Here is a 22,652-nt window from a genome sequence, read left to right on the forward strand (position 1 = left end):
GGCTAGGATTGCTCTGTGGCTGGGCTGATCAAACGTGAAGATATCGACGAAGTACGCCAGCGCACGGACATCAAGGAAGTGGTTGACGGCTACGTCACGCTCAAGGGCGCCGGGCTGGGGACCTTCAAGGGTCTGTGCCCGTTCCACGACGAGCGCTCGCCGTCCTTCACCGTCCGCCCGCAGGTAGGCCGCTACCACTGCTTCGGCTGCGGCGAAGACGGGGATGTCATTGCCTTCGTGCAGAAGCAGGACCACAGCTCCTTCCAGGAGGCGGTGGAAAAACTCGCTGCCAGGATCGGCTACGAACTCCGCTACGAGGACGGCGGCACCGGCCCCAACCGCGAGGAAGTGGGGCGCCGCCAGCGGCTGCTGGACGCCCACAAAATCGCCGACGAATTCTTCCGCGCGCAGCTGCTCACCCCGGGCGCCGTTGAAGCGCGCACCTTCCTGCACGGCCGCGGCTTCGACCGTGCCGCCGCGGAGCAGTTCGGCGTGGGCTATGCCCCGCAGGGCTGGGACTCCCTGCTCAAGCACCTCCGCGGCCGCGGTTTCACGGACGCCGAGCTGAAGCTCACCGGAATGTTCTCGGAGGGCAACCGGGGCATCTACGACCGTTTCCGCGGACGCCTGATCTGGCCCATCCGGGACATTGCGGGAGACACCATCGGCTTTGGTGCCCGGAAGCTCTATGAGGACGATCAGGGCCCCAAGTACCTGAACACCCCCGAGACCACCCTGTACAAGAAATCGCAGGTGCTCTACGGGATCGACCTCGCCAAGCGCCACATCGCCAAGGACCGGCAGCTGGTGGTGGTGGAGGGCTACACCGACGTCATGGCCTGCCACCTGGCAGGAATTCCGACGGCGGTGGCCACCTGTGGAACGGCGTTCGGCACCGAGCACATCAAGATTGCCCGCAGGCTGCTGTCGGACGACGGCACCGGGGGAGAGGTCATCTTCACGTTCGACGGCGACGCCGCGGGCCAGAAGGCCGCGCTGCGCGCCTTCGAGGAGGACCAGCGGTTTACCGCCCAGACCTACGTGGCCGTGGAGCCCAGCGGAGCGGACCCCTGCGACCTGCGCCAAAGCAAGGGCGACGAAGCGGTGCACGCCCTGGTGCAGTCGCGTCGGCCCCTGTTTGAGTTCGCCATCCGGACCACGCTGAAGCAGTTCAACCTGGACACCGTGGAAGGCCGCGTACAGGGCCTGAAAGCGTCCGTGCCCGTGGTTGCCGCCATCCGCGACGCGTCCACCCGTACCGGCTACTGCCAGGCCCTCACTGGCTGGCTGGGGATGCCGGACCCCAACGAGGTGCTGCGCCTGGTCACCGCCGAAGTGAAGAACGTTGCAAAACGCGGCGACCAGGGCGTGCCCGCCCCCGCAGGCCCAGGGGCTCCCGCACGCACCGCCCCACCGGGCGGACCCGGCGTAGCTGCCGGGCCGACGTCGGGCGCTGTGCCTTCCTTCCACAGGCCGGACCCGCGGGACCCCGTGGCCTCCATGGAGCGGCAGGCGCTGGAGGTGGCCCTGCAGGAGCCCGCGCTGCTGGCCGGTGGCGTGTGGGACAGGTTCGCCGCTGCCCGCTTCGCCACGCCCGCCTTCCAGGCGGTCCACGACGCCATGCGGGCCACTGGCCCTGGCCTCACCGTGGACCCGGTGCGCTGGGTGGAGCACGTGATGGACGAAGTTCCGGAACCGTTGCGCCCCCTGGTCTCCGAGCTGGCCGTGGTGCCCCTGCCCGCCAGCACGGAGGAGGCCGTGCAGAGGTATTGCCGGGATATCCTGTCGCGGCTGTTCGAGCTGCAGATCACCCGGGTCAAGGCGGACAAGATGGGCCAACTGCAGCGGCTGGATCCTGCGGCGGACCCGGAAGCCTACCAGCGGCTCAACCGGGAGCTCATGATGCTCGAAATGGAACGCCGCGCGCTGCGGGCGGAGGCGTAGGGGGCAGCCCCGGTGCCTCGATTTCGTTTCCAGCCAAGGTGTTTGCTAGGCTAATACCCGCTTCATTCCTCCTTAGCTCAATTGGCAGAGCATTCGACTGTTAATCGAAGGGTTGCTGGTTCAAGTCCAGCAGGAGGAGCGCACAATCCCCGTTCCGGTCCTCCGGAGCGGGGATTTTTTATGCCCCTTACCGGTCATCCGGCCCGTAAATCCGCCGATTTCACATTGGTGCGGATCCTTTGCTAATGTCATACCTGCTTCATTCCTCCTTAGCTCAATTGGCAGAGCATTCGACTGTTAATCGAAGGGTTGCTGGTTCAAGTCCAGCAGGAGGAGCGCAACAAAAAATCCCCGTTCCTTCCCCCTGGGAGGAGCGGGGATTTTTCTTTTCAGACGAAATCCATTTCCACCTGCAGGAAGCGCTCGGCCTCGGCGATGGCGGCCAGGAACGCCTCTTTTTCCGTGGGTGACTTCCGCGGCTGGCGCGGGCTCCATTCGTGGGGTGCGGAATGGACGCGGACGAATCCTGCTTCCGGCGGGGCGTAGAAGATGCCGAACCGCTGTACCGGCCATTCCGGTGACGTCTCAGGGGCTACCAGGAGCGCTGCCTTGAAAGCGGGGTTGTACCACTGGGCGATAGGCCGGCGGCGGTCCTCGGTGAACAGCCCTGCTGCGTAGAGCGCGGCCGACTGCTCACCGCTCTGGGCACACAACCGCTCCCACCACAGCGGCAGTATCCGGGTATCGCACCGTTGCCACGTGGCCGGGAGCTGCGGTTGATCCTGCCAGCTGGGCACAAACACCATTTTATCGCGGGAGGGGCGCACGGGGCAGGCGGCGCGGCCACGGACGCGGCGTTCCGAAAGCTTAGGTACGGTTCCACGGCCCCGGATTGACCCGGTACAGCAGTGCGGCGCCGGCCAGCATGCCCAGCACAATGCCCATGGCCGGATTGCCCAGGGCCCGCCCGGCAAAATAGCCGACGACGGCGCCAAGCACCGCCCCGAGGAAGAGCCCCCGTGGGTTCCGGTGCGGCCGGCGCCGGGCAGGTTGCTTCACGTCGTCAGCGTTCCGGCTGTCAATGGATGGATGGCACAGTGCGGGGCCGGACCACGAGCCACAGGGCCGCGATGGCCAGCAGGATGCAGGCAGCCTGGACCGCGCCCATCGGGGTGGCGCTGGTGATGCCCAGCCACCCCACCACCGGGGAAATGAGGCCGGCGGTCAGGAAGGTCGCGGCACCCAGCAGCGAGGCAGCCGTGCCGGCCTGTGCTGCATGGCCGGCGAGGGCCAGCACCTGGACGCAGGGGAACATAAAGCCCGTACCCATGATGTAGAACCACAAGGGGACCATAACGCCCCAGAGGCCCAGTCCCAACTGGTCGAACAAAACGATCAGCATGGCCATCAGGAACATCCAGGCAGTGGCGGCGGTCAGGATCCACTGCGGCGGCACGCGGCGGATGAGCCGTGAGCTCGTCTGGACGCCGGCCACGATGCCCAGGGAATTGACCCCGAAGAGCAGCCCGTACTCCTGGGCGGAGAAGCCGAACACGTCCTGGAACAGGAAGGGTGAGGCCGAAAGATAGGTGAAGAGCCCACCGAAGTTCAGGCCGGCCACCAGCAGGAGGCCCACAAAAATCCGGTCCCTGAACAGGACCAGGTAACGCTGGCGCACGGTCAGTCCGCTCTGGCCGCGTTTCTCCGCCGGCAGCGTCTCCCGCACCAGGAACAGGGCGGCGACGATCACCAGGGTTCCGTAGGAGGCAAGGAATACGAAGATCCCCGGCCATGCCATCACCAGGAGCAGCTGTGAGCCGATCACCGGGGCAAGGATGGGTGCCAGCCCGTTGACCAGTGACATCCGCGAAAACATCTTGACCATGGCGTATCCGGAGAACAGGTCCCGCACCATGGCCATGGCCACTACGCCTCCGCCGGCTGCCCCCACGCCCATCAGGACCCGGAAGATGCCCAGGGTGGTGATGTCAGTGGACAGGGCCGCGCCCAGCGACGCTGCGATGTGCAGTGCCGTGGCCAGGATCAGTGGCATCCGGCGGCCCACCTTGTCGCTGAACGGGCCCACCACCAGTTGGCCGAAGGCAAAGCCCACCGTGGTCCCTGCCAAGGTCAGCTGGACCTGCGCTTCGGTAACCCCAAGGCTCGCCTCGAGCGCGGGAAACGCAGGGAGATAGAGGTCGATCGTGAACGGACCCAGGGCAGTGAGGGCGCCGAGAAGGAGGATGTACAGGAGTTTGCGGCGGCGGCTCAACAGGTCGCCCGGATTGCTGGAAATGCTCACGGAGATCAATCCTAGGCCCGGGGCAAGTGATTTTTGCAGCGTTGTAGGCCATGCTGTCCGGCAAGCCCCGAAGTTCGCCCTGAACCTGAATGATAGTTTTGGGGGCGGGGACGGTGCAGCTGCACTCTCCCGCAGCACATGGAAGCCGAATCCACCATGAACAGTAAGGCGGGACCGATGAGCGGACGTCACAGCGGGCGGACCAGCCAGGGATTGCGCATCTCTGCGCTGCCCGGGACGCTTAAACTCCTTTTCCGGTTGGCACCCCGCCAGCTGAACGACGAGATCGCCTTCGCGAAGATCGAGCTTAAGCGCAAGGGTGTGCAGGTCGGAGTTGCCGCTGCGTTCCTTGTTGTTGCGCTGATCTTCGTCCTCTTCCTCGTGGTGGGACTGATCGTTGCCGCCATCATGGGCCTGGCCACCATCATGCCCGCCTGGCTGGCCGCCCTGATCGTCTCGGCAGCGTTCCTGATCATTGCGCTCATTGGCGGCCTGATCGGCGTCGCCCGGTTCAAAAAGGCCATGCCCCTGCTGCCGGAGGAGACCATCCGCGGCATCAAGCACGACATCGGTGTCGCCAAGGAGGGCTCCGCCTTCAACCCCGCCATCCTTGACCCGGAGAGCCCCGAAGCGAAGGCTGCCAAGGCCGCCAAGGCGGAGGCGGCCGCCAAGGCCAAGGCCGAAAAGGAAGCCAAAGCTGCGGAGCACAACAAGGAATTCCCGCAGGCGTCCGAGCCGGAACTGGTCCGCCGCCTCAGCCAGCGCCGCCACCACCTCATGGAGGTCCGCGACGATCTCGGCGCGGAGCTCGACGTCAAGGCACAGTCCCGGATCCTGCTGGCTGCCGGGCAGGGCAAGCTCCGCGAGGGCCAGGTTCTTGCCCGCCGAAGCAAAGACGCAGCGGCTCATCGGCTGGCCGGACTCCCGGAATCCGGCCTGGGCAACCGGTGGAAGCCGCTGGCTGCCCTCGCTGCGGCCGCAACGGTGTTCGTAATCCTGGTCCGCAAGCTCCTTCGTACCTACTAGCACCTTCCAATACAGGGCTCCCGCCGGCACGCATCGGCGGGAATGCAGAGGCACACTAATCGTTTGTTCGCCCCGGAGGGCAGGAAGGAAAGGGGACGGGATGAAGTTCATTGGTGCCGGCTCCCGTCCCGGCCGCCCGCAGATGGACCACGACCGCGTCTTCACCATTCCCAACCTGCTCACCGTGGTGCGGTTCATGGGCGTACCGCTGTTCATCTGGCTTGTCCTCGGACAAAAGCAGTACGGCGCGGCCGTGGTGGTCCTCGCGGTCATGGCCGGTACCGACTGGATTGACGGTTACGTTGCCCGCCGCTTCGATCAGGCCTCGAAACTTGGCCGGGTCCTGGATCCCATTGCCGACCGCCTCGCGCTGATTGCCGTTGCCGTCACCCTGGTGATCGCCGGCGTCGTGCATTGGCTGTATCTGGCCGCGCTGGTCATCCCGGACGCCATCCTGCTGGCCCTGACACTGTCCTTCTTCCGTGGCCATCCGGACCTTCCGGTCAGCGTGATCGGCAAGGTCCGCACCGGCCTGCTGCTCCTGGGTACCCCGCTGCTGGTCCTGTCCCGATTGGACACGGCATTTTCGGACCAGCTTTTCGTCGCCGCGTGGATTGTGCTGGGCCTTGGCCTGATCGGCCACTGGATCGCCGCGTACAACTACTTCTGGGCCATCCTGCGCAAAGGCAGAGGGCTGAATCACGACGGCGGGACCACCTGATGGTCTGGCTCGCCGTGGTCCTTGCGGTGCTGGGTGCGTTCTGCCTGGCGTTAGGTGCGCAGCGCCAGGGAAGTGCCGTGAAGGCCGACACCGGCGGCCTGGCTTTGAGTTCGAACGGGCTCCTCCGCCTGCTGCGGAATCCGCGGTGGGTTTTCGGCCTCCTGCTGCTGGGCGCCGGCATGGCCATGAACGCGGTGGCCCTCGTGTCGGCGCCCCTTACCGTTGTCCAGCCCATCGGAGCCATCGCGCTGGTGATCACCACCATCGTCAACGCCCGGGACCAGGACCTCACCATCAACCGGGCAACAGTTGTGGCCATCGCGGCCTGTGTCACGGGCTCGGCCCTTTTTGTGCTTCTGGCGGTCAACGTCACCCAGGAGAACCACCATGTGAGCCTCGACGATGAGCTCACCATCGTGCTGCTGCTGGCCCTCGCCGTCGGACTCTTCGGCACCCTTGCGGTGATGTTCAAGCACCGGATGAACGCATTTGTCTACATCCTGGGCGCCGGCGTCCTCTTTGGCTTCGTGGCCGTGCTGACCCGCATCATCGGAAAGCACCTCCTGGACCCCAACGGACTGTTCCTGCTGAACGTCCAGTGGTACTCGGTAGTGGCCATCATCGCTGCCGGCGGCCTGGGTTCCTGGTTTGTCCAAAGCGCCTACTCCACCGGCCCGCCGGACCTGGTGATCGCCGGACTGACGGTGATTGATCCCATCGTGGGCATCGCCATCGGGATCGTCATCCTGGGCGAACTCCGCCCCGATGTGCACGCCGTGATGGCCATTGCCATGGGAACCGCCGCTTCCCTTGCTATCGTGGGGGTAATCGCCCTTTCGCGGCATCACCCCGAGGTCACCAAGCGCAAGAAGGACGCGCGACGGGCCGCGGGCAAACCGTCCCCTTAGTCCCTTCCAGCCAGCAAATACACGAGTCCCCGGCGCCAGCCGCGGCCGGCTGTGCAGTCAGTACCCGCTGTCCGCACCGTGACCATCAGGAGCCCTCCACGTGACCACGCCCGCAGACCAGCAACCCCTGACCATCCTGATAGCAGCTGACACCTACCCGCCGCATATCAATGGCGCAGCCCAGTTCGGCTACCGCCTGGCCAAGGGCATGAGCGGCCGCGGCCACAACGTGCACGTGCTGGCCTGCCGTGCCGACAACGGGAAGAGCTTCACCGAGTTCCGGGACGAGGCAACCGTCCACCGCCTCCGCTCGCACGGGGTCCCTACGCATGAGTACTTCCGCATTTGCTTCCCCTGGGAAATCAAGAAGGAAATCAGCCTCCTCTTTGACCGGGTCAAGCCCGATGTAGTGCACATCCAGAGCCACTACATGATTGGCGAGCACGTCCTCTACGAAGCTGTCCGCCGCGGCATCCGCATCGTTGCCACCAACCACTTCATGCCTGAAAACCTCAACCCGTTCCTGCCGTTTCCGCAGTGGTTCAAGAACATCATCGGGCGCATTTCCTGGAAGGACATGGGCAAGGTCATGGGACAGGCGGACGTGGTCACCACCCCCACCCCGCTGGCGGCCAAGGCCATGCACCAGCACGCCTTCCTGCGCAAGGTCCTTCCGCTCTCGAACGGCATCGACTCCGCCGCCTACGAACTGCAGCCCGGCGAGCAGATCGAGCCGCATCCGCACCCCACCGTGCTGTTCGTCGGTCGCCTGGCGGAGGAAAAGCATGTGGACGTCCTGATCGAGGCCGTCAGCAAGACGCCCGCGGAGCTGAAGGTGCACCTGGAAATCGTGGGCGGCGGCGAGGTTCGGTCCCACCTCGAAAGCCTCGTCCAGCGGCTCGGAGTGGGGGACCGGGTGAAATTCCTGGGCCTGGCCAGCGACGAGGAGCTGCGGAAGGCCTACATCCGCGCAGAGCTCTTCTGCATGCCCGGTACCGCGGAGCTCCAGTCCCTGGTCACCCTCGAGGCGATGTCAGCTTCCACCCCGGTGGTGCTCGCCGACGCCATGGCCTTGCCGCACCTGGTGCGCGACGGCGAAAACGGATACCTGTTCACCCCGGGTGACAGCGATGACCTCGCCAAAAAGATCACCCGCATCCTGGAGCTGCCCGCCGACCAGCGCGCCGCCATGGGGCAGGTCAGCCGGCAGATGGTGGAGCCGCACAGCATCGAAGGCACGCTGCAGACTTTCGAGGACCTCTACCGGGGCGCACGCTTCGAAGACAAAGTGGTCTGAACGCTTTCCCGGGTTTGCTAGAGTAATTCTGCCCCGCAGGCATCTCCCTTTTGAGGTTGGGCCAGGCGGGTGTTGGGGGCTATAGCTCAGCTGGTTAGAGCGCGGGACTCATAATCCTAAGGTCCTCGGTTCAAGTCCGAGTAGCCCTACGTCAAAAAGGAACGCGTCAAGCCGCGGCCGTGCACATTGCCGGCCGCGGTTTTTCTGTTCACGGGACAGGGACGCGCCATCAGCGGGCTGAAGGAGCGCAGCGCCAGGATTGCAGGAGGTGATGGGGCGTCGGGGCTGGCGCCCGGTCCTCTTTCCTTAGCTCCGGATCTGCGGTATGTTACTCACCAGTAACATGCCGTGCTCATACCGCGAGCCCCGGTCACCGCTGATCACTTGCGAGGTAACCATGTCCACTTCCGCTGCCGACCTCAACCTGCCCTGCGCCGACGGCGACTTCTATGCCTTCGAGCAGATGCTCACCGCCAAGGAACAGGATCGGCTGGCGGAGGTGAGGGACTTCCTGGCGCGCGAAGTGCGGCCCATTGCCGTGGACTGTTGGAACCGCGGGGAATTCCCGATGGAACTGATCCCGAAGCTTGCGGACATTGACCTGGTCAGCCCGGTCCGCAGGCAGGGCCACTCCAACCTCTTCGCCGGCCTGATGCACGCCGAGGTCACCCGCGCCGACGCGTCCATCTCCACCTTCATGGGCGTACATGATGGACTCTTCACCGGCTCCATCGAAACGCTCGCCTCGCAGGAGCAAAAGGACGCCTGGCTCCCGGATATCTACTCGCTGAAGAAGATCGGGGCCTTCGGCCTGACCGAGCCGCTGGGCGGATCGGACGTGGCCGGCGGAACGCGGACCACTGCCCGGCGTGACGGCGGCTCCTGGATCCTCAACGGCGCCAAGCGCTGGATTGGAAACGCCACCTTCTCCGACTGGGTTGTCATCTACGCCCGGGACATCGAGGACAACCAGGTCAAGGGCTTCCTGGTGGATACCGGGCTGGAGGGGTTCAGTGCGGCCAGGATCGAAAACAAGATCGCCCTCCGGACAGTCCAGAACGCCGACATCACCCTCGACAACGTGGTGGTCCCGGACTTCTGCAAGCTGGCACACGCGAACAGCTTCCGCGATGTCAACAAGGTCCTGAAAGTCACCCGGCTCGGCGTCGCCTGGCAGGCCGTGGGCCAGCAGCTGGCCGCATTCGACGTGGCGCGCCGGTATGCCGTGGAGCGCCACCAGTTCGGCAGGCCGCTGGCCTCCTTCCAGCTGGTCCAGAATCAGCTGGTACAGATCCTGGGCAACGCCGTCAGTTCCATGGGCATGATGGTCCGGCTCTCGCAGCTCGAGGATGCCGGTGAGGCGAAGGACGAGCAGTCTGCCCTCGCCAAGGCCTTTACCACGGCCAGGATGCGGGAGAGCGTGGCCCTCGGCCGGAATCTCCTGGGCGGCAACGGCATCGTCACCGATTTCGAAATGGCCAAGATCTTTGCCGATGCCGAAGCCATCTACTCCTACGAAGGTACCCACGAGATCAACACCCTCGTGACCGGCCGGGCAATCACCGGCATCTCGGCCATCGTGTAGGCCCGTCCCGGCCGGCTCCCGGGACGCTGACGCGTCGCGGAGCCGGGTGCTACGGCGGCGCCGCCAGGGGCAGCAGGATGGACGGTCGCAGGTCCGTTACAAACTGCAGTGGATTGATGTACTCCTCACCCCGCCGGACACCCCAGTGGACGCAGGCGGCGGTGCAATGGCCCGGAAGGAGTATCCCGAGGGGCTGCCCTGCGGCCACTACGGTTCCGGCGGCCAAGGTGCTGTCCACCGGTTCGAAGCTGCTGCGCAGGCCGTTGCCGTGGTCGATGGTGATGACCGGCCGGTCCACCACCACGCCCACAAAACTGACGGTGCCCGACGCCGGCGAGGTGACCTGTACGCCGTCGGACGCTGCACCCAGGTCCACACCGCGGTGGCCGCTGAGCCAGGGCTTGGGCGGCGGATCAAAATCGCGCAGCACTTCCGGGCGCGGGGTGAGCGGCCACTGCCACGAGGGCGCCGCCACCAGCGCGGCAGGAACTGCAGCGGAAGGCGTCGTGCCGGGGGACGCAATGCCCGACTGCACGCGGTTGAGCGCCGGAACTTCCCCGGCCGGCGCTACGGAGGCCGGAAGGAGGAGGAGGGCTGCAAGCAGTGCCGGTGGTTTCATGGGTTCCAGCCTGCTCGGGTTGAAAAGCTGCCGGCAGGCGGAGGTTCCCGTATGTGGAAAAGCCGCAGCGCCGCCGTCGTCCAGCCCCCATCCCTGTCCTCCGCGTGCGGGGGCCTGTAGTACACTTGATGGAGCAGTTTGCTGCGCCCTCAACGCTTTCCGTCCAGCGGTTATCCCATAGGTTTTTCCAACGGTATACGCCCCTGTCCGGCCTGCGTCGGCACAACTCATTCAGGAGTGTGGGGGAGCAGCGGCTGACTACGCGCGTCCAGCCCTCCATGGAGGATCGGGCTTCTTGCGGTCAGGACCAGTCCTGATGAGAAGCACGATGGGCGCCAGGAGCACGGCCCGCCCGGGCCACGCTAATCAACCGTCAACTATTGGCAGGGTAAGAAGCCCCAGGGGTTTCTCATGAATGACCTGCCGGAAGGAGCGTCGGCATGCCCGTCGTAACTATGCGCCAGCTGCTTGACAGCGGCGTCCACTTTGGACACCAGACCCGCCGTTGGAACCCGAAGATGAAGCGCTTCATCTTCACCGAGCGCAACGGCATCTACATCATCGACCTTCAGCAGTCGCTGTCCTACATCGACCGCGCCTACGAGTTCGTGAAGGCCACCGTTGCACACGGCGGCACCGTCCTCTTCGTCGGTACCAAGAAGCAGGCGCAGGAAGCAATTGCCGAGCAGGCAACCCGCGTGGGCCAGCCCTACGTGAACCAGCGCTGGCTCGGCGGTATGCTGACCAACTTCCAGACCGTCGCCAAGCGCATCCAGCGCATGAAGGAACTCGAAGAGATCGACTTCGACGACGTCGCCGGCTCCGCTTACACCAAGAAGGAGCTCCTGCTCCTCAAGCGTGAACTCACCAAGCTCGAGTCCAACCTCGGCGGTATCCGCAACCTGACCAAGGCACCCTCCGTGCTCTGGATCGTGGACACCAAGAAGGAACACCTCGCCGTTGATGAGGCCAAGAAGCTGAACATCCCGGTGGTGGCCATCCTGGACACCAACTGCGATCCGGACGAAGTCGACTTCCCGATCCCGGGCAACGACGACGCCATCCGCTCCGTGAACCTCCTGACCCGCGTTGTTGCCGACGCCGTTGCCGAGGGCCTCATCGCCCGCAACAACCGCGCCACCGGCACCACCGAAGCTCCGGAAGAGCCGCTGGCCGAGTGGGAGCGCGAGCTCCTCGAAGGCAGCAAGGCCGAAGAGGCTGCCGCTCCGGCTGCCGAGGAAGCACCGGCTGCTGCCGAGGCTCCCGCCGCCGAAGCTCCGGCTGCAGACGACGCCAAGTAACAAAATCCGGATTCTCCGGTGCCGCCCGCGGCGCCGGAGCTGCTGACAGGATGGCGGCCCACCAGGTGGGCTGCCGTCCTGTCAGTCCGTACACCACAACACATTTCTAGACAGAGGGGTTCACATGGCGAACTACACTGCCGCGGACATCAAGGCCCTGCGCGAGCGCACCGGCGCCGGCATGATGGACGTCAAGAAGGCTCTTGACGAAGCCAACGGTGACGCCGAGAAGGCCATCGAAATCATCCGCATCAAGGGTCTCAAGGGCGCTACCAAGCGCGAGGGCCGCTCCACCGCTGAAGGCCTGGTGGCCGCCAAGGTCAGCAACGGCGTCGGCGTGATGATCGAAGTCAACTGCGAGACCGACTTCGTGGCCAAGGCTGACAAGTTCATCCAGCTGGCCGACAAGGTCCTGGCCGTTGCCGTTGAGTCCGGCGCTGCCGACCTCGAGACCCTGCTCGCCACCGAAGTTGACGGCAAGCCGCTCTCCGAGGTTGTCGTCGAAGAAGGCGCTGTCCTGGGCGAAAAGGTTGTTGTCCGCCGCATCTCCCGCGTTGAGGGTGCAACGGTTGACGCTTACCTGCACAAGACCTCCAAGGACCTGCCCGCCCAGGTTGGCGTGCTGTTCGCTGTTGACGGTGAAGGCGAAGCCGCTGCCACCGCCGCCCACGATGTCGCAGTCCACATCGCGGCCATGGCCCCGAACTACCTGACCCGCGAAGACGTTCCGTCCGACCTGGTCGAGTCCGAGCGCCGCATCGCCGAAGAGACCGCAAAGGCCGAGGGCAAGCCCGAAGCCGCGCTCACCAAGATCGTGGAAGGCCGCGTGACCGGCTTCTACAAGGGTGAGGTCCTGGTTGACCAGGCATTCGCGAAGGACGCCAAGAAGTCCGTGGCACAGATCCTCGAAGAGGCCGGTGTCAAGGGAACTGCGTTCACGCGTTTCCGCGTCGGCTCCTAGCCGGTAGCGCAAAAGGGGTGGCCACTTTCGGTGGCCGCCCCTTTTGTATGTAACGGGCCGGCCGGTTCCGAGCACCGGCCCGAGCAGGATAACCTTTTTTCAGACCCCCAACCGGAAGGCATCATGGAAGCCGTCAACACTGTAATGCAGCCAGAAAAAAGTCGACGCCGGGTCCTCCTGAAGCTCTCCGGCGAGGTCTTCGGCGGCGGGAAACTGGGCGTTGACCCGGAGACCGTCCGCGACGTCGCCAAGCAGATCGCCGCGGCAGTTCCGCAGGTGGAGGTGGCCATCGTGGTGGGCGGAGGCAACTTCTTCCGCGGCGCCGAACTGTCCCAGAGCGGCATGGACCGCTCCCGCGCCGACTACATGGGCATGCTCGGCACTGTCATGAACTGCCTGGCGCTGCAGGACTTCCTGGAGCAGGCCGGCGTCGAAACCCGTGTCCAGAGCGCCATCACCATGGGACAGGTGGCTGAGGCGTACATTCCCCGCCGCGCCATCCGGCACATGGAAAAGGGCCGTGTGGTCATCTTCGGTGCAGGCGCCGGATTGCCGTACTTCTCCACCGACACCGTTGCAGCCCAGCGCGCGCTCGAAGTCCACGCCGACGTGGTCCTGATGGCCAAGAGCGGAGTGGACGCCGTCTACACGGCCGATCCCAAGAAGGACCCCAACGCAGAGCGGCTTGAAACGCTCAGCTACGACGACGCGCTCCGCCGCGACATCCGCGTGATGGACCAGACCGCCATGACCATGTGCAAGGACAACAACCTCTCCATGGTGGTCTTTGGCATGGAAGGCGAGGGCAACGTCACCCGCGCCATCCTGGGTGAAAAGCTCGGCACGCTGGTCACCGCCTAGCTACGGCTAGGATGTTTTCAGGACAGTTCCGCCTCCGCCTTTCGGGACAGGGGACGGTCAACAGCAACCGAGAACCACGTGCACGGAGCCGGCGCCCCGGACCGCACCAGAATCGTCAGGAGAGACCGTGATAGAAGAAACCTTGCTCGAAGCCGAAGACAAGATGGACAAGGCCGTAGAGGTAGCTAAGGAAGACTTCGCTTCCATCCGCACCGGCCGGGCCAACCCGGGGCTGTACAACAAGGTTCTGGTGGACTACTACGGGTCGCCCACTCCGCTGCAGCAGCTTGCTTCCTTCGCCATTCCGGACGCCCGCACCATCCTCATCACCCCGTTCGACAAGACGGCCCTGCGGGACATCGAACGCGCCCTGAGCGACTCCGAGGTGGGTGCCAACCCGTCCAACGACGGCAATGTCATCCGGATCACCATCCCGGAGCTCACCAAGGAACGCCGCAAGGAATACGTCAAGATCGTCAAGACCAAGGGCGAGGACGCGAAGATCTCCATCCGCAACATCCGCCGCAAGGCCAAGGAAACCCTTGACCGGCTGGTCAAGGACGGCGAGGCCGGCGAGGACGAGGGCACCCGCGCCGAGAAGGAACTGGACGGCATCACCAAGGCCCACGTGGAAGGCATCGACGAGCTGCTCAAGCGCAAGGAAGCAGAGCTGCTCGAAGTCTGATGGGTCAGGCAGAAAAGGCCCCGGCACAACGGGCGCGCACACGGGGGAAGCAGCCCAGGAGCAATCCGACACCCAAAGCCGGACGCAACCTGCCGGCCGCGGTGGCCGTGGGCCTGGCCATGCTGTTCGCGGTGCTGGGCGGACTGCTGTTCCTCCCGCTGGGATTCGTGGCGGTGACCACCACGTTCGCCATCTTCGGTGTGTGGGAAATCTACCGGGCGCTCGAAGCGAACGGCACCAGGATGCCCATCGTGCCGGTGATGACGGGCACGGTGGCGATGCCGTTCTGCGCCTACCTCGGCGGCATGGAAAGCCTGCTCTTTGCCATGCTCCTGAGCTCGGTGGCTGTCCTGCTGTGGCGCTCCGTTGAGAGCGCCGCCGGCTCGGCCAACAGCATTTTCGCGGGTGTGTTCACCCTGGGCTGGGTGCCGTTCTTCATCAGCTTTGCTGCGCTCCCGCTGCACGCCGCAGGAGGGGCCACCCCGCTGGGGCTTTGGCCAGGCGGCACCATTCCCGACGGTGCGTGGCAGGTGGCGGTGATGCTGCTGCTGGTGGTGTCCAACGACACCTTCGGCTACCTGGTGGGCGCGTCCCTGGGCAAGCACCCCATGGCCCCGAAGATCAGCCCAAAGAAGTCCTGGGAAGGATTTGCCGGGTCCATCGCCGGCGCCATGCTGATCGGTGTCCTTGCCAGCCTCTTTGTGCTGGACAAGCCCTGGTGGGTGGGCATCGTCCTGGCGGTGGGAACAGTTGCGGCCGCCACCGCCGGCGACCTCGCCGAATCCATGGTTAAGCGCGAACTCGGCGTCAAGGACATGAGCAGCATCCTGCCCGGGCACGGCGGTGTGATGGACCGGCTCGACTCAATCGTGTTCGCTTCACCGGTGGTATTCGTCCTGTACGGGCTGCTTGCCGGGGCCTGAGGTACGCGCGGCCTGACACAAGCGGGACCTGACCTACGCGCAGCCCGAAACAAACCCCCGCCGGATCCTGGCGCCCTAGACTGGGGCAGAGGCGATACGGCTGAAGAGCATTGAAGGAATCGAAGTGGCATTGGACATTCACCGGCACATCCCCGCGTCCTTTGAGCGCGTGCAGCGCAGCGAATATGGCTACAACGCCAAGCAGGTGGACCAGTTCCTGCAGCGGGCGCGGGTTTCCCTGGAAACCCCGGAGGCCGCATCGCACCCCATCAACAGCTCGGATGTCCGGGCCGTCTCTTTTGACCCCGTTAAGGGCGGCTACTCCGCCGCAGTGGTGGACGCAGCCCTGGACCGCCTCGAGGACGCTTTTGCCCGCCGCGAGCGGGACGAGCTGATCGCAGCCCGGGGCGAGGAAGCCTGGCTGCGTGAGATCGGGAACCTGTCCGGCATCCTTCGCGGCCGGCTGCACCGGCCCGACGGTGAACGGTTCCGGCGCCCCGCCAAAAAGAAAACCCGCAGCTACAACACCGCCGACGTGGACCGGCTGTGCCGTGAACTTGTGGCCTACCTGGAACAGGACAAGCCGCTCAGCGTGGACAACGTCCGGCGCGCAGTCTTCCGTCCCGCCGTGGGCAAGGACGGGTATGAGGAAACCCAGGTGGACGCATTCCTTGACCGGGTGGTCGAGCTGATGGCCGCCATCGACTGAGGCGTTCAGCCTTCATCCGGGGGTGTGGGGGAGAGCGGCGTGAACCTGTGCCAGATCTCCGTATAGGCGCGGTAGCCGTGAACCGCCGTGGCTGTCAGGAACGCCGAACCGGTGGCCGCTCCAACAATGACCGCGGCGGGCGTACCCGCGCCCAGCAGCACCAGCAGCAGGCCGGACAGGATGGCAATCAGGGCGGCGTTCGCGGCGGTCATGAAGATCATGCTGCTGCCGGCCACGTGGCTCAGGGAACTACGGTTTCCGAAGAAGAAGTAGGTCCGGCCGGAGCCCGCCTCGTCGTCGTGGCAGGCGGCCATCAGGTACGGTGCTACGCCGGGATCCAGGTCCACGTACGCCGCGCGAAGCCGGTTCATCGCGGTCACGTACATCAGGTCCTCCTGTGCCACGTTCATCACGCGCACCTGCGTGAGCAGCCCCATGGCCACGTCGATGCAGAGCACGATCACGGCGAGCATCACAAACTCCTCCGAAAACCGTGTGGCCTGGCCTACCAAAGCAACACTCACCAGGCTGGCGGAAGTGAAGGTCAGGAACATGCTGATCCGGGTCAGCACCTCGCTCTGGGTGGTACTGCGGGAGGCAAGCAGGCCCCAATGCTCCGTGGCCAGCAGCTGCGCTCGCACTGACGGAGGGATTTCGGCCGGCGTGCCGGACGAGCTTTCGCCCTCGATGGACATGGCGCTATTGTCCCTTATCGCCGTAGCGAGCGCGAGGAAAAGCCGGCACCATCCACCAAAGCAGGGCGGACGACGGCGGGACTCACCTTTCCGTGGCCAGCGGCCTTTCCGGGGTGTGCAGGCGGGTCATGACCCGGGCCATCGTTTGGGGGACCCGTCGCGCAGTGGCGCGTGAGACGGCCACCATCACCGCGAATGCCGCCGGCACCGTCCAGGCCGCCGGCTGCGCCAGCCACGGTGCAAGGTTCGAAGCACCCACCAGGGCGCCGGCGATCATTGCCCCGCCGCACAGGATTCCGCCCGTCACCATCCCGGCGATGGCACCGGCGTCGGTCAGGCCCCGCCACCAGATGCCCAGCAGGAGCACCGGACATACCGTGGAGGCCGTGAACGCGAACACCAGCCCCACACTGCCGGCGAGGGCCAGCGAGTCCGTCATAAACGCAAACCCCAGGGGTACGACGGCGGAGATCACCGCCGCGAGCCGGAAGCCGCCCACTTCGCCCCCCAGGACGTCCTGGCTGATAACACCGGCCAGGGACACCACCAGGCCGGAGGTGGTGGACAGGAACGCGGCAAACGCACCGGCCACCACCAGGGCTGAGAGGAAGTCCCCGGCGGCGCCGCCCACGAGTTCACCCGGAAGCAGCAGCACCATGGCGTCGGCTTGGTTGGCACGGGCCAGGCCGGGCGCAAAGACCCTCGCCACCAGCCCGTACGCGGTGGGAAAAAGGTAGAACACGGACAGCAGGCCCAGGACGATCAGGGTGGTGCGGCGGGCCGACTGCCCGTCCGGGTTGGTGTAGAACCGGACCAGGACATGCGGCAGCCCGAGGGTGCCGAAGAGCAGGGCCACCAGCAGCGACACCTTCTGGTAGGCCCCGGCAGGGGCAAGGCCGGTGGGGTTCACTGCCGGTGCGGACAGCGCCGGTGTCCCGTTTCCGGCCAGCATAAAAACAATGAACAGGATGGGAACGGCAAGGGCGGTCAGCTTGAGCCAGTACTGGAAGGCCTGCACAAACGTGATGGAACGCATGCCGCCGGCCACCACTGTCAGGCACACCACGATCACCACCGCCACCGAACCCACCCAGGAGGGCAGGCCGGTGGTGATCCGGATGGTGAGGGCGGCGCCGTGGAGCTGCGGCACGATGTAGAGCCAGCCCACCAGCACCACCACGAGGCTGGTGACTTTCCGGACCGCCCGGGAGTCCAGCCTGGCCTCCGTAAAGTCCGGAATCGTGTAGGCCCCGGACCGGCGCAGCGGGGCGGCAACAAACAGCAACAGCATCAGGTACCCCGCGGTGTACCCCACGGGAAACCACAGCGCGTCCGTCCCGGAGAGCAGAATGAGCCCGGCGACTCCCAGGAAGCTTGCGGCGGAGAGGTATTCGCCGCCGATGGCCGAGGCGTTCCACCAGGGCCGCACGGTCCGGGAGGCAACATAGAAATCGCCCGTGGTGCGGGAGATCCGCAGCCCGTAGAAGCCGATCACCGCCGTGGCCACGGAAACCACCGCCAGCGCGGCGACGGCCACCCCGGCATTCATGCGGCGCTCACCGGTTCCTGGACAGGAGTTGCGCGCTCACCGGTTCACCGGCCAGGTCCCGGTAGCGTGCTTCGTTACGGGCAGCGGTCCGGACATACAGCCAGGCGCTGAGCCCGATCACGGGATAGCTGCCGGCACCCAGGAGGATCCAGTCGAAGGGGATCCCCGCGATGCGGGTCTCCGAGAGGCCGGGCACCGCGGCGAGGAGCAGCGGGAAGGCGCCCAGGATCAGCAGGAACCCGCTGGCCACCACCAGCGCCAGCCGCAGCTGGGAGCGGATCAGGGACCTGACGAATACCTGCCCCACCTCGGAGTCCTGCGCGGCCTCACGGCTTTGACTGGCGGGAAGGGCCGCCGAGCGGGGAGCCGTCACGCGCACCCTGGTCATGCGTGCGGCCTGATCCGGGTGGCTCCCAGCTTTTCCCGAACGGTGGGCAGGTGCCGGCGGCTGATGGGCAGCCCGGCGCCCGCGACGGTGACGCTGGGCCCGTCTGCCGCCAGCTTCATGGAGGTCACGTGCTTCAGGGCGACGAGGTAGGAGCGGTGGGTCCTGATGAACCCGGCATCCGCCCACTGCTGCTCCAGGTCGGCCAGCGGAACCCTGATGAGGTAGCTGGCATCGGCGGTATGGAGCCGTGCGTAGTCGCCCTGGGCCTGGACGTACGTGACGTCATCCCGCCGGATCATCCTGGTGGTTCCGCCCTGGTCCACCGTGATCATCTCCGGTGCGGTACCGCCGTCGCGCAGTTCGCTGATGCGGCCCACGGACCGTGCCAGCCGTTCGGCACGGACGGGTTTGAGCAGGTAGTCCACGGCCGCGAGCTCGAAGGCCTTCAAGGCGTGGTCCTCGTCCGCTGTCACGAACACCACCGCCGGGGGATTCCGGCTCCCGCTGATGGCGCGGGCGATATCCAGCCCGGACACTGCCGGCATGTGGATGTCCAGGAAGACGGCGTCAACCTGGCTTGTGGCCAGCGCCCGCAGGGCTTCGCTGCCGGAGGTGGCGCGCAGGACGGTGCCGATACGGTCGTCCCGGCCGAGGAGGAACGCCAGTTCCTCGACGGCGGGTAACTCATCATCGACGACGAGGACGTTAATCATCCTCCTAGGTTAGCTTCCGCCCGGCGTCATGCGTCGTGGCCGGGCTGGGACTTGGGCACCCGCATGGTGATCAGCGTTCCCTCCCCGGGCGCGGTCTCGATCACCAGCCCGTGGTCGTTGCCGTAGACCTGGCGGAGGCGGGCGTCCACGTTCCGCAGTCCCACATGGATGCCGTCCGTGTGGCCAGCCAGCGTGGACTGGAGCTGGGCAGGGTCCATGCCCACGCCGTCGTCCTCGATGGTCACCTCGGCGAAAGCTCCGGCGTCGTTCGCCGTGATGCTGATGTGCCCCGGACCTTCCTTGGCCTCCAGTCCGTGCCGCACCGCGTTTTCCACGAGCGGCTGCAGGCTGAGGAAGGGGATGACCGTGCCCAGGACTTCCGGCGCCACCCGCAGGCTGACCTGCACGCGCTCGCCGAACCGGGCACGTTCCAGGAGCAGGTAGCGGTCGATGCAGCGGAGTTCTTCGGCGAGCGTGGTGAAGTCGCCGTGGCGGCGGAAGGAATAGCGGGTGAAATCGGCGAACTCCACCACGAGCTCCCGGGCGCGGGCGGGGTCGGTATTGATGAAGGAGGCGATGGCATTGAGCGAGTTGTAGATGAAGTGTGGACTGATCTGGGCGCGCAGCGCCCGTACTTCGGCTTCCATCAGCATGGTCCGTGACGCGTCCAGCTCCGCGAGTTCCACCTGTGCGGCCACCCAGTCCGCCACTTCGCTGGTGGCACGCACCAGCCCCGCACTGGCCGACCGCGCAAATGCCGCCACCGCGCCTACCACCCGCGTGCCGGCCCGCACCGGCGCTATCACGGCGGCCAGCGGACCGCCGGTGCCGTCGCCGCCATGCCCGCCGGCACCGGCAGGCCGCCCGGCGGGCAGCACCACCGTCCGGCCCCCGGCCAACACCCCTTCCGCCAGGTGCATCAGCTGCGGTTTGAGTTCCTCGGCCGCACCGTCCCAGGCCAGTACGCCGGCGGTGTCGGTGATGGCCAGGGCCTCGCAGCCCAGCAGCGTCCGGAGGTGCCGGCTGGCCTTCGCGGCACCTGCCGGGTTCAGGCCGCGCCGAAGGTGCTGCCCCGCCTGGGATGCCGCATGCAGGGTGTGATAGGTGGCGCGCTCCGCGTCGGTGCCGAGATCACGGAACGAGCGGAGCACCTTGAGCCCGACGCCCACGACGACGGCGATCGCCATGGCGATAACGGCCACGGCCGCGGCAGTCAGGAGGGGAGAGTCCAGCATGGTGCCCAGCGTAGCCGCGGGTGCCGTTTGTCGCAGCATCCCGACCGTTGAGCGACGCCGGCCGGGCCAGGTATGGTCCGCGGGGCACCGCGGCAAGCAGAGTGAGTGCAGTCACACTCGCGGTTTCCTGTCCGGGATTTGCAGCCGAGGTGACACGGCAAGTCTCAATGAGGAGGAACGATGGGTAACGAGGCCCACACTCCGGACGCAGCGGCGTCCGTGGACTTTGAACAGGTCCAGTCGACCGGGCAGTTCCAGGAATTGCGCAAGCGTCACCGCAGCTTTGTTTTCCCCATGGCAGTGGCATTCCTGCTGTGGTACTTCGCCTACGTCCTGCTGGCGGACTACGCCGTGGGCTTTATGTCCACCAAGGTCTGGGGCAACATCAACATCGGCCTGATTCTCGGCCTGCTCCAGTTCGTCTCCACGTTTGCGATCACCGGCTGGTACGTCCACTACTCCAACAAGCGGCTTGACCCCATCGCCAAGGAGATCCGGGACGAGATCGAGGGACACGAATTCGATAAGCACGGCAACCGGGTGGGCGGAACAAACAAATGATCAACATAGCCACAGCGGTGGATGTCGCCGCCCTCAAGGACACCACCTTGCTGAACATGGGCATTTTCGGCCTGTTCGTCGCCGTCACCATGGTGATTGTGTTCCGCGCCAGCCGGAACAACAAGACCGCGGCCGACTACTACGCGGCCGGCCGCTCCTTTACCGGTTCCCAGAACGGCACCGCCATCGCCGGGGACTACCTCTCGGCCGCCTCCTTCCTGGGCATCACGGGCGCCATTGCCATCAACGGATATGACGGTTTTATGTACTCCATCGGGTTCCTGGTGGCCTGGCTGGTGGCGCTGCTGCTGGTCGCGGAGCTCCTGCGCAACACCGGCAAGTTCACCATGGCCGACGTCCTGTCCTTCCGGCTCAAGCAACGGCCCGTCCGCATCGCCGCCGCGATCTCCACCCTGGCCGTCTGCTTCTTCTACCTGCTGGCACAGATGGCAGGCGCAGGCAGCCTGATCTCGCTGCTGCTGGGCATCAGCGATTGGGGCGGACAGGCACTGGTGATCATCGTCGTCGGCGCCCTGATGATCATGTACGTGCTGATCGGCGGCATGAAAGGCACCACCTGGGTGCAGATCATCAAGGCCATCCTGCTTATTGCCGGCGCCGCCGTGATGACGTTCTGGGTCCTGGCCATCTACGGCTTCAACCTCTCGGCCCTGCTGGGCGGCGCGGTGGAGACCGCCAACAACCCGGCCGTCCTCAACCCGGGACTGCAGTACGGCAAGACCGAGACGTCAAAACTCGACTTTATGTCGCTGGGCCTCGCGCTGGTCCTGGGCACGGCAGCCCTGCCGCACGTCCTGATGCGCTTCTACACGGTCCCCACGGCCAAAGAGGCCCGCAAGTCCGTGGTGTGGTCGATCTGGCTGATCGGCCTCTTCTACCTCTTCACCCTGGTGCTCGGTTACGGTGCTGCAGCGCTGGTGGGTGCCGACACCATCAAATCAGCGCCGGGCGGCGTGAACGCGGCGGCTCCGCTGCTGGCCTTCCACCTGGGCGGCCCGCTGCTGCTGGGCTTCATTTCGGCGGTGGCTTTCGCCACCATCCTCGCCGTGGTGGCCGGCCTGACCATCACCGCAGCGGCGTCCTTCGCGCATGACATCTACGCCAACGTCATCGCCAAGGGAAAGGCCGACGCCGAAACCGAAGTTAAGGTGGCCCGGCGCACCGTAGTGGTCATAGGCATCCTCGCCATCCTGGGCGGCATCCTCGCCAACGGGCAGAACGTGGCGTTCCTGGTGGCCCTGGCCTTCGCGGTCGCCGCCTCCGCCAACCTGCCCACCATCCTCTACTCCCTGTTCTGGCGGAGGTTCACCACGCAGGGCGCGGTGTGGAGCATGTACGGCGGACTGGGGGCTGCGATTGTCCTGATCATCTTCTCGCCGGTGGTTTCCGGCGGGCCGACCTCCATGATCAAGGACGCCCACTTCGCCTGGTTCCCGCTCAGCAACCCCGGCATTGTGTCCATCCCGCTGGCGTTCCTGCTGGGCTGGCTCGGAACCGTCCTGGACAAGTCACGCGAGGACACTGCCAAGCAGGCCGAGATGGAAGTCCGGTCCCTCACCGGTGTGGGCGCGGAAAAGGCGGTCGACCACTGACAGCGGTCAACCGCTGAGAACGGTCAGACGCTGAGAACGGTCAGACGCTGACCTGG

At 65.8% G+C, this 22,652-nt stretch carries 23 protein-coding genes and 3 tRNA genes; 17 read left to right on the plus strand and 9 right to left on the minus strand.

The window, feature by feature from the left end:
• Positions 1-15: 15 nt before the first annotated feature.
• From dnaG to BACI348_RS07685, 3 genes are all read left to right on the plus strand, one after another.
• Positions 16-1,944 (plus strand): DNA primase, encoded by a 1,929-nt coding sequence (dnaG, locus tag BACI348_RS07675; protein WP_159824676.1) that lies wholly within the window; start codon positions 16-18, stop codon positions 1,942-1,944.
• Positions 1,945-2,010: 66 nt separating this feature from the next.
• A tRNA-Asn gene (locus BACI348_RS07680) sits at positions 2,011-2,083 on the plus strand.
• A 124-nt stretch (positions 2,084-2,207) separates the two neighbouring features.
• Positions 2,208-2,280, plus strand: a tRNA-Asn gene (locus tag BACI348_RS07685).
• Positions 2,281-2,333: 53 nt separating this feature from the next.
• Here the strand turns inward: BACI348_RS07685 and BACI348_RS07690 are convergent.
• The 3 genes from BACI348_RS07690 to BACI348_RS07700 all read right to left on the minus strand — a co-directional run bounded on the left by BACI348_RS07690 (position 2,334) and on the right by BACI348_RS07700 (position 4,246).
• Positions 2,334-2,741, minus strand: coding sequence for a hypothetical protein (locus tag BACI348_RS07690; RefSeq protein WP_159824677.1), 408 nt, complete (start codon positions 2,739-2,741; stop codon positions 2,334-2,336).
• A 70-nt stretch (positions 2,742-2,811) separates the two neighbouring features.
• Positions 2,812-3,003 (minus strand): hypothetical protein, encoded by a 192-nt coding sequence (locus BACI348_RS07695; RefSeq protein ID WP_159824678.1) that lies wholly within the window; start codon positions 3,001-3,003, stop codon positions 2,812-2,814.
• A gap of 19 nt (positions 3,004-3,022) precedes the next feature.
• Positions 3,023-4,246, minus strand: coding sequence for a multidrug effflux MFS transporter (locus BACI348_RS07700; protein ID WP_159824679.1), 1,224 nt, complete (start codon positions 4,244-4,246; stop codon positions 3,023-3,025).
• Positions 4,247-4,423: 177 nt separating this feature from the next.
• Here BACI348_RS07700 and BACI348_RS07705 point away from each other — a divergent pair, with 177 nt between their 5' ends.
• From BACI348_RS07705 to BACI348_RS07730, 6 genes are all read left to right on the plus strand, one after another.
• Complete coding sequence (locus tag BACI348_RS07705; protein ID WP_159824680.1) at positions 4,424-5,272, plus strand: phage holin family protein; 849 nt, start codon at positions 4,424-4,426, stop codon at positions 5,270-5,272.
• Between the two features lie 100 nt (positions 5,273-5,372).
• Positions 5,373-5,993: a CDP-alcohol phosphatidyltransferase family protein gene (locus tag BACI348_RS07710; protein WP_159824681.1), complete on the plus strand. Its 621-nt coding sequence runs from the start codon at positions 5,373-5,375 to the stop codon at positions 5,991-5,993.
• Complete coding sequence (locus BACI348_RS07715; protein WP_159824682.1) at positions 5,993-6,901, plus strand: DMT family transporter; 909 nt, start codon at positions 5,993-5,995, stop codon at positions 6,899-6,901. The genes BACI348_RS07710 and BACI348_RS07715 overlap by 1 nt, the downstream gene beginning before the upstream one ends.
• Before the next feature lie 100 nt (positions 6,902-7,001).
• Positions 7,002-8,198, plus strand: a complete 1,197-nt coding sequence (locus tag BACI348_RS07720; protein WP_159824683.1) for a glycosyltransferase — start codon at positions 7,002-7,004, stop codon at positions 8,196-8,198.
• A gap of 75 nt (positions 8,199-8,273) precedes the next feature.
• Positions 8,274-8,347, plus strand: a tRNA-Ile gene (locus tag BACI348_RS07725).
• A gap of 248 nt (positions 8,348-8,595) precedes the next feature.
• The gene (locus tag BACI348_RS07730) at positions 8,596-9,783 is read left to right on the plus strand and encodes an acyl-CoA dehydrogenase family protein (protein ID WP_159824684.1); all 1,188 of its coding nucleotides are present in this window, start codon (positions 8,596-8,598) and stop codon (positions 9,781-9,783) included.
• A gap of 49 nt (positions 9,784-9,832) precedes the next feature.
• On the opposite strand, the gene BACI348_RS07735 is transcribed toward BACI348_RS07730, so the two are convergent.
• Positions 9,833-10,402, minus strand: a complete 570-nt coding sequence (locus tag BACI348_RS07735) for a M23 family metallopeptidase (RefSeq protein WP_159824685.1) — start codon at positions 10,400-10,402, stop codon at positions 9,833-9,835.
• Between the two features lie 440 nt (positions 10,403-10,842).
• On the opposite strand from BACI348_RS07735, the gene rpsB reads away from it, so the two are divergent.
• The 6 genes from rpsB (at position 10,843) to BACI348_RS07765 (ending at position 15,842) form a co-directional block, all read left to right on the plus strand.
• Entirely contained in the window at positions 10,843-11,703 is an 861-nt protein-coding gene (rpsB, locus tag BACI348_RS07740) for a 30S ribosomal protein S2 (RefSeq protein WP_159824686.1), read from the plus strand.
• Positions 11,704-11,827: 124 nt separating this feature from the next.
• Positions 11,828-12,664, plus strand: a complete 837-nt coding sequence (tsf, locus tag BACI348_RS07745; RefSeq protein ID WP_159824687.1) for a translation elongation factor Ts — start codon at positions 11,828-11,830, stop codon at positions 12,662-12,664.
• A 123-nt stretch (positions 12,665-12,787) separates the two neighbouring features.
• Positions 12,788-13,525 (plus strand): UMP kinase, encoded by a 738-nt coding sequence (gene pyrH / locus BACI348_RS07750; protein WP_159824688.1) that lies wholly within the window; start codon positions 12,788-12,790, stop codon positions 13,523-13,525.
• A gap of 127 nt (positions 13,526-13,652) precedes the next feature.
• Positions 13,653-14,210: a ribosome recycling factor gene (frr, locus tag BACI348_RS07755; protein WP_159824689.1), complete on the plus strand. Its 558-nt coding sequence runs from the start codon at positions 13,653-13,655 to the stop codon at positions 14,208-14,210.
• Positions 14,210-15,133, plus strand: a complete 924-nt coding sequence (locus BACI348_RS07760) for a phosphatidate cytidylyltransferase (RefSeq protein ID WP_159824690.1) — start codon at positions 14,210-14,212, stop codon at positions 15,131-15,133. Before frr ends, BACI348_RS07760 begins: the two co-directional genes overlap by 1 nt.
• A gap of 124 nt (positions 15,134-15,257) precedes the next feature.
• Positions 15,258-15,842: a DivIVA domain-containing protein gene (locus BACI348_RS07765; protein ID WP_159824691.1), complete on the plus strand. Its 585-nt coding sequence runs from the start codon at positions 15,258-15,260 to the stop codon at positions 15,840-15,842.
• Between the two features lie 5 nt (positions 15,843-15,847).
• On the opposite strand, the gene BACI348_RS07770 is transcribed toward BACI348_RS07765, so the two are convergent.
• The 5 genes from BACI348_RS07770 to BACI348_RS07790 all read right to left on the minus strand — a co-directional run bounded on the left by BACI348_RS07770 (position 15,848) and on the right by BACI348_RS07790 (position 20,422).
• Positions 15,848-16,537: a hypothetical protein gene (locus tag BACI348_RS07770; protein ID WP_159824692.1), complete on the minus strand. Its 690-nt coding sequence runs from the start codon at positions 16,535-16,537 to the stop codon at positions 15,848-15,850.
• Between the two features lie 82 nt (positions 16,538-16,619).
• Positions 16,620-18,086, minus strand: coding sequence for a sodium/solute symporter (locus tag BACI348_RS07775; RefSeq protein WP_159824693.1), 1,467 nt, complete (start codon positions 18,084-18,086; stop codon positions 16,620-16,622).
• Between the two features lie 7 nt (positions 18,087-18,093).
• Complete coding sequence (locus tag BACI348_RS07780) at positions 18,094-18,474, minus strand: DUF485 domain-containing protein (protein WP_159824694.1); 381 nt, start codon at positions 18,472-18,474, stop codon at positions 18,094-18,096.
• A complete protein-coding gene (locus BACI348_RS07785; RefSeq protein WP_159824695.1) occupies positions 18,471-19,187 on the minus strand; it encodes a LytR/AlgR family response regulator transcription factor in 717 nt (238 codons plus the stop codon). Before BACI348_RS07785 ends, BACI348_RS07780 begins: the two co-directional genes overlap by 4 nt.
• A gap of 26 nt (positions 19,188-19,213) precedes the next feature.
• Positions 19,214-20,422 carry a sensor histidine kinase gene (locus BACI348_RS07790; RefSeq protein WP_159824696.1) on the minus strand — a complete coding sequence of 403 codons (1,209 nt, stop codon included), beginning with the start codon at positions 20,420-20,422 and terminating at the stop codon, positions 19,214-19,216.
• A gap of 180 nt (positions 20,423-20,602) precedes the next feature.
• Between BACI348_RS07790 and BACI348_RS07795 the strand changes: the two genes are divergently transcribed.
• A complete protein-coding gene (locus BACI348_RS07795) occupies positions 20,603-20,983 on the plus strand; it encodes a DUF485 domain-containing protein (RefSeq protein ID WP_159824697.1) in 381 nt (126 codons plus the stop codon).
• Positions 20,980-22,596, plus strand: a complete 1,617-nt coding sequence (locus BACI348_RS07800; RefSeq protein ID WP_159824698.1) for a monocarboxylic acid transporter — start codon at positions 20,980-20,982, stop codon at positions 22,594-22,596. Before BACI348_RS07795 ends, BACI348_RS07800 begins: the two co-directional genes overlap by 4 nt.
• Positions 22,597-22,652 lie beyond the last annotated feature (56 nt).

It is taken from the genome of Arthrobacter sp. 9AX, from assembly GCF_902506095.1.
Taxonomy (GTDB): Bacteria; Actinomycetota; Actinomycetes; order Actinomycetales; family Micrococcaceae; genus Arthrobacter.

Excerpts from the sequence above, each read along its gene's own strand:
- BACI348_RS07705 (WP_159824680.1), top strand. The coding sequence starts at position 4,424 with ATGAGCGGACGTCACAGCGGGCGGACCAGCCAGGGATTGCGCATCTCT.
- BACI348_RS07770 (WP_159824692.1), bottom strand. The coding sequence starts at position 16,537 with ATGTCCATCGAGGGCGAAAGCTCGTCCGGCACGCCGGCCGAAATCCCT.
- BACI348_RS07775 (WP_159824693.1), bottom strand. The coding sequence starts at position 18,086 with ATGAATGCCGGGGTGGCCGTCGCCGCGCTGGCGGTGGTTTCCGTGGCC.
- BACI348_RS07710 (WP_159824681.1), top strand. The coding sequence starts at position 5,373 with ATGAAGTTCATTGGTGCCGGCTCCCGTCCCGGCCGCCCGCAGATGGAC.
- BACI348_RS07800 (WP_159824698.1), top strand. The coding sequence starts at position 20,980 with ATGATCAACATAGCCACAGCGGTGGATGTCGCCGCCCTCAAGGACACC.
- rpsB (WP_159824686.1), top strand. The coding sequence starts at position 10,843 with ATGCCCGTCGTAACTATGCGCCAGCTGCTTGACAGCGGCGTCCACTTT.
- pyrH (WP_159824688.1), top strand. The coding sequence starts at position 12,788 with ATGGAAGCCGTCAACACTGTAATGCAGCCAGAAAAAAGTCGACGCCGG.
- BACI348_RS07790 (WP_159824696.1), bottom strand. The coding sequence starts at position 20,422 with ATGCTGGACTCTCCCCTCCTGACTGCCGCGGCCGTGGCCGTTATCGCC.
- BACI348_RS07785 (WP_159824695.1), bottom strand. The coding sequence starts at position 19,187 with ATGATTAACGTCCTCGTCGTCGATGATGAGTTACCCGCCGTCGAGGAA.
- BACI348_RS07795 (WP_159824697.1), top strand. The coding sequence starts at position 20,603 with ATGGGTAACGAGGCCCACACTCCGGACGCAGCGGCGTCCGTGGACTTT.
- BACI348_RS07735 (WP_159824685.1), bottom strand. The coding sequence starts at position 10,402 with ATGAAACCACCGGCACTGCTTGCAGCCCTCCTCCTCCTTCCGGCCTCC.
- BACI348_RS07780 (WP_159824694.1), bottom strand. The coding sequence starts at position 18,474 with ATGACCAGGGTGCGCGTGACGGCTCCCCGCTCGGCGGCCCTTCCCGCC.
- BACI348_RS07715 (WP_159824682.1), top strand. The coding sequence starts at position 5,993 with ATGGTCTGGCTCGCCGTGGTCCTTGCGGTGCTGGGTGCGTTCTGCCTG.
- BACI348_RS07730 (WP_159824684.1), top strand. The coding sequence starts at position 8,596 with ATGTCCACTTCCGCTGCCGACCTCAACCTGCCCTGCGCCGACGGCGAC.
- tsf (WP_159824687.1), top strand. The coding sequence starts at position 11,828 with ATGGCGAACTACACTGCCGCGGACATCAAGGCCCTGCGCGAGCGCACC.
- BACI348_RS07760 (WP_159824690.1), top strand. The coding sequence starts at position 14,210 with ATGGGTCAGGCAGAAAAGGCCCCGGCACAACGGGCGCGCACACGGGGG.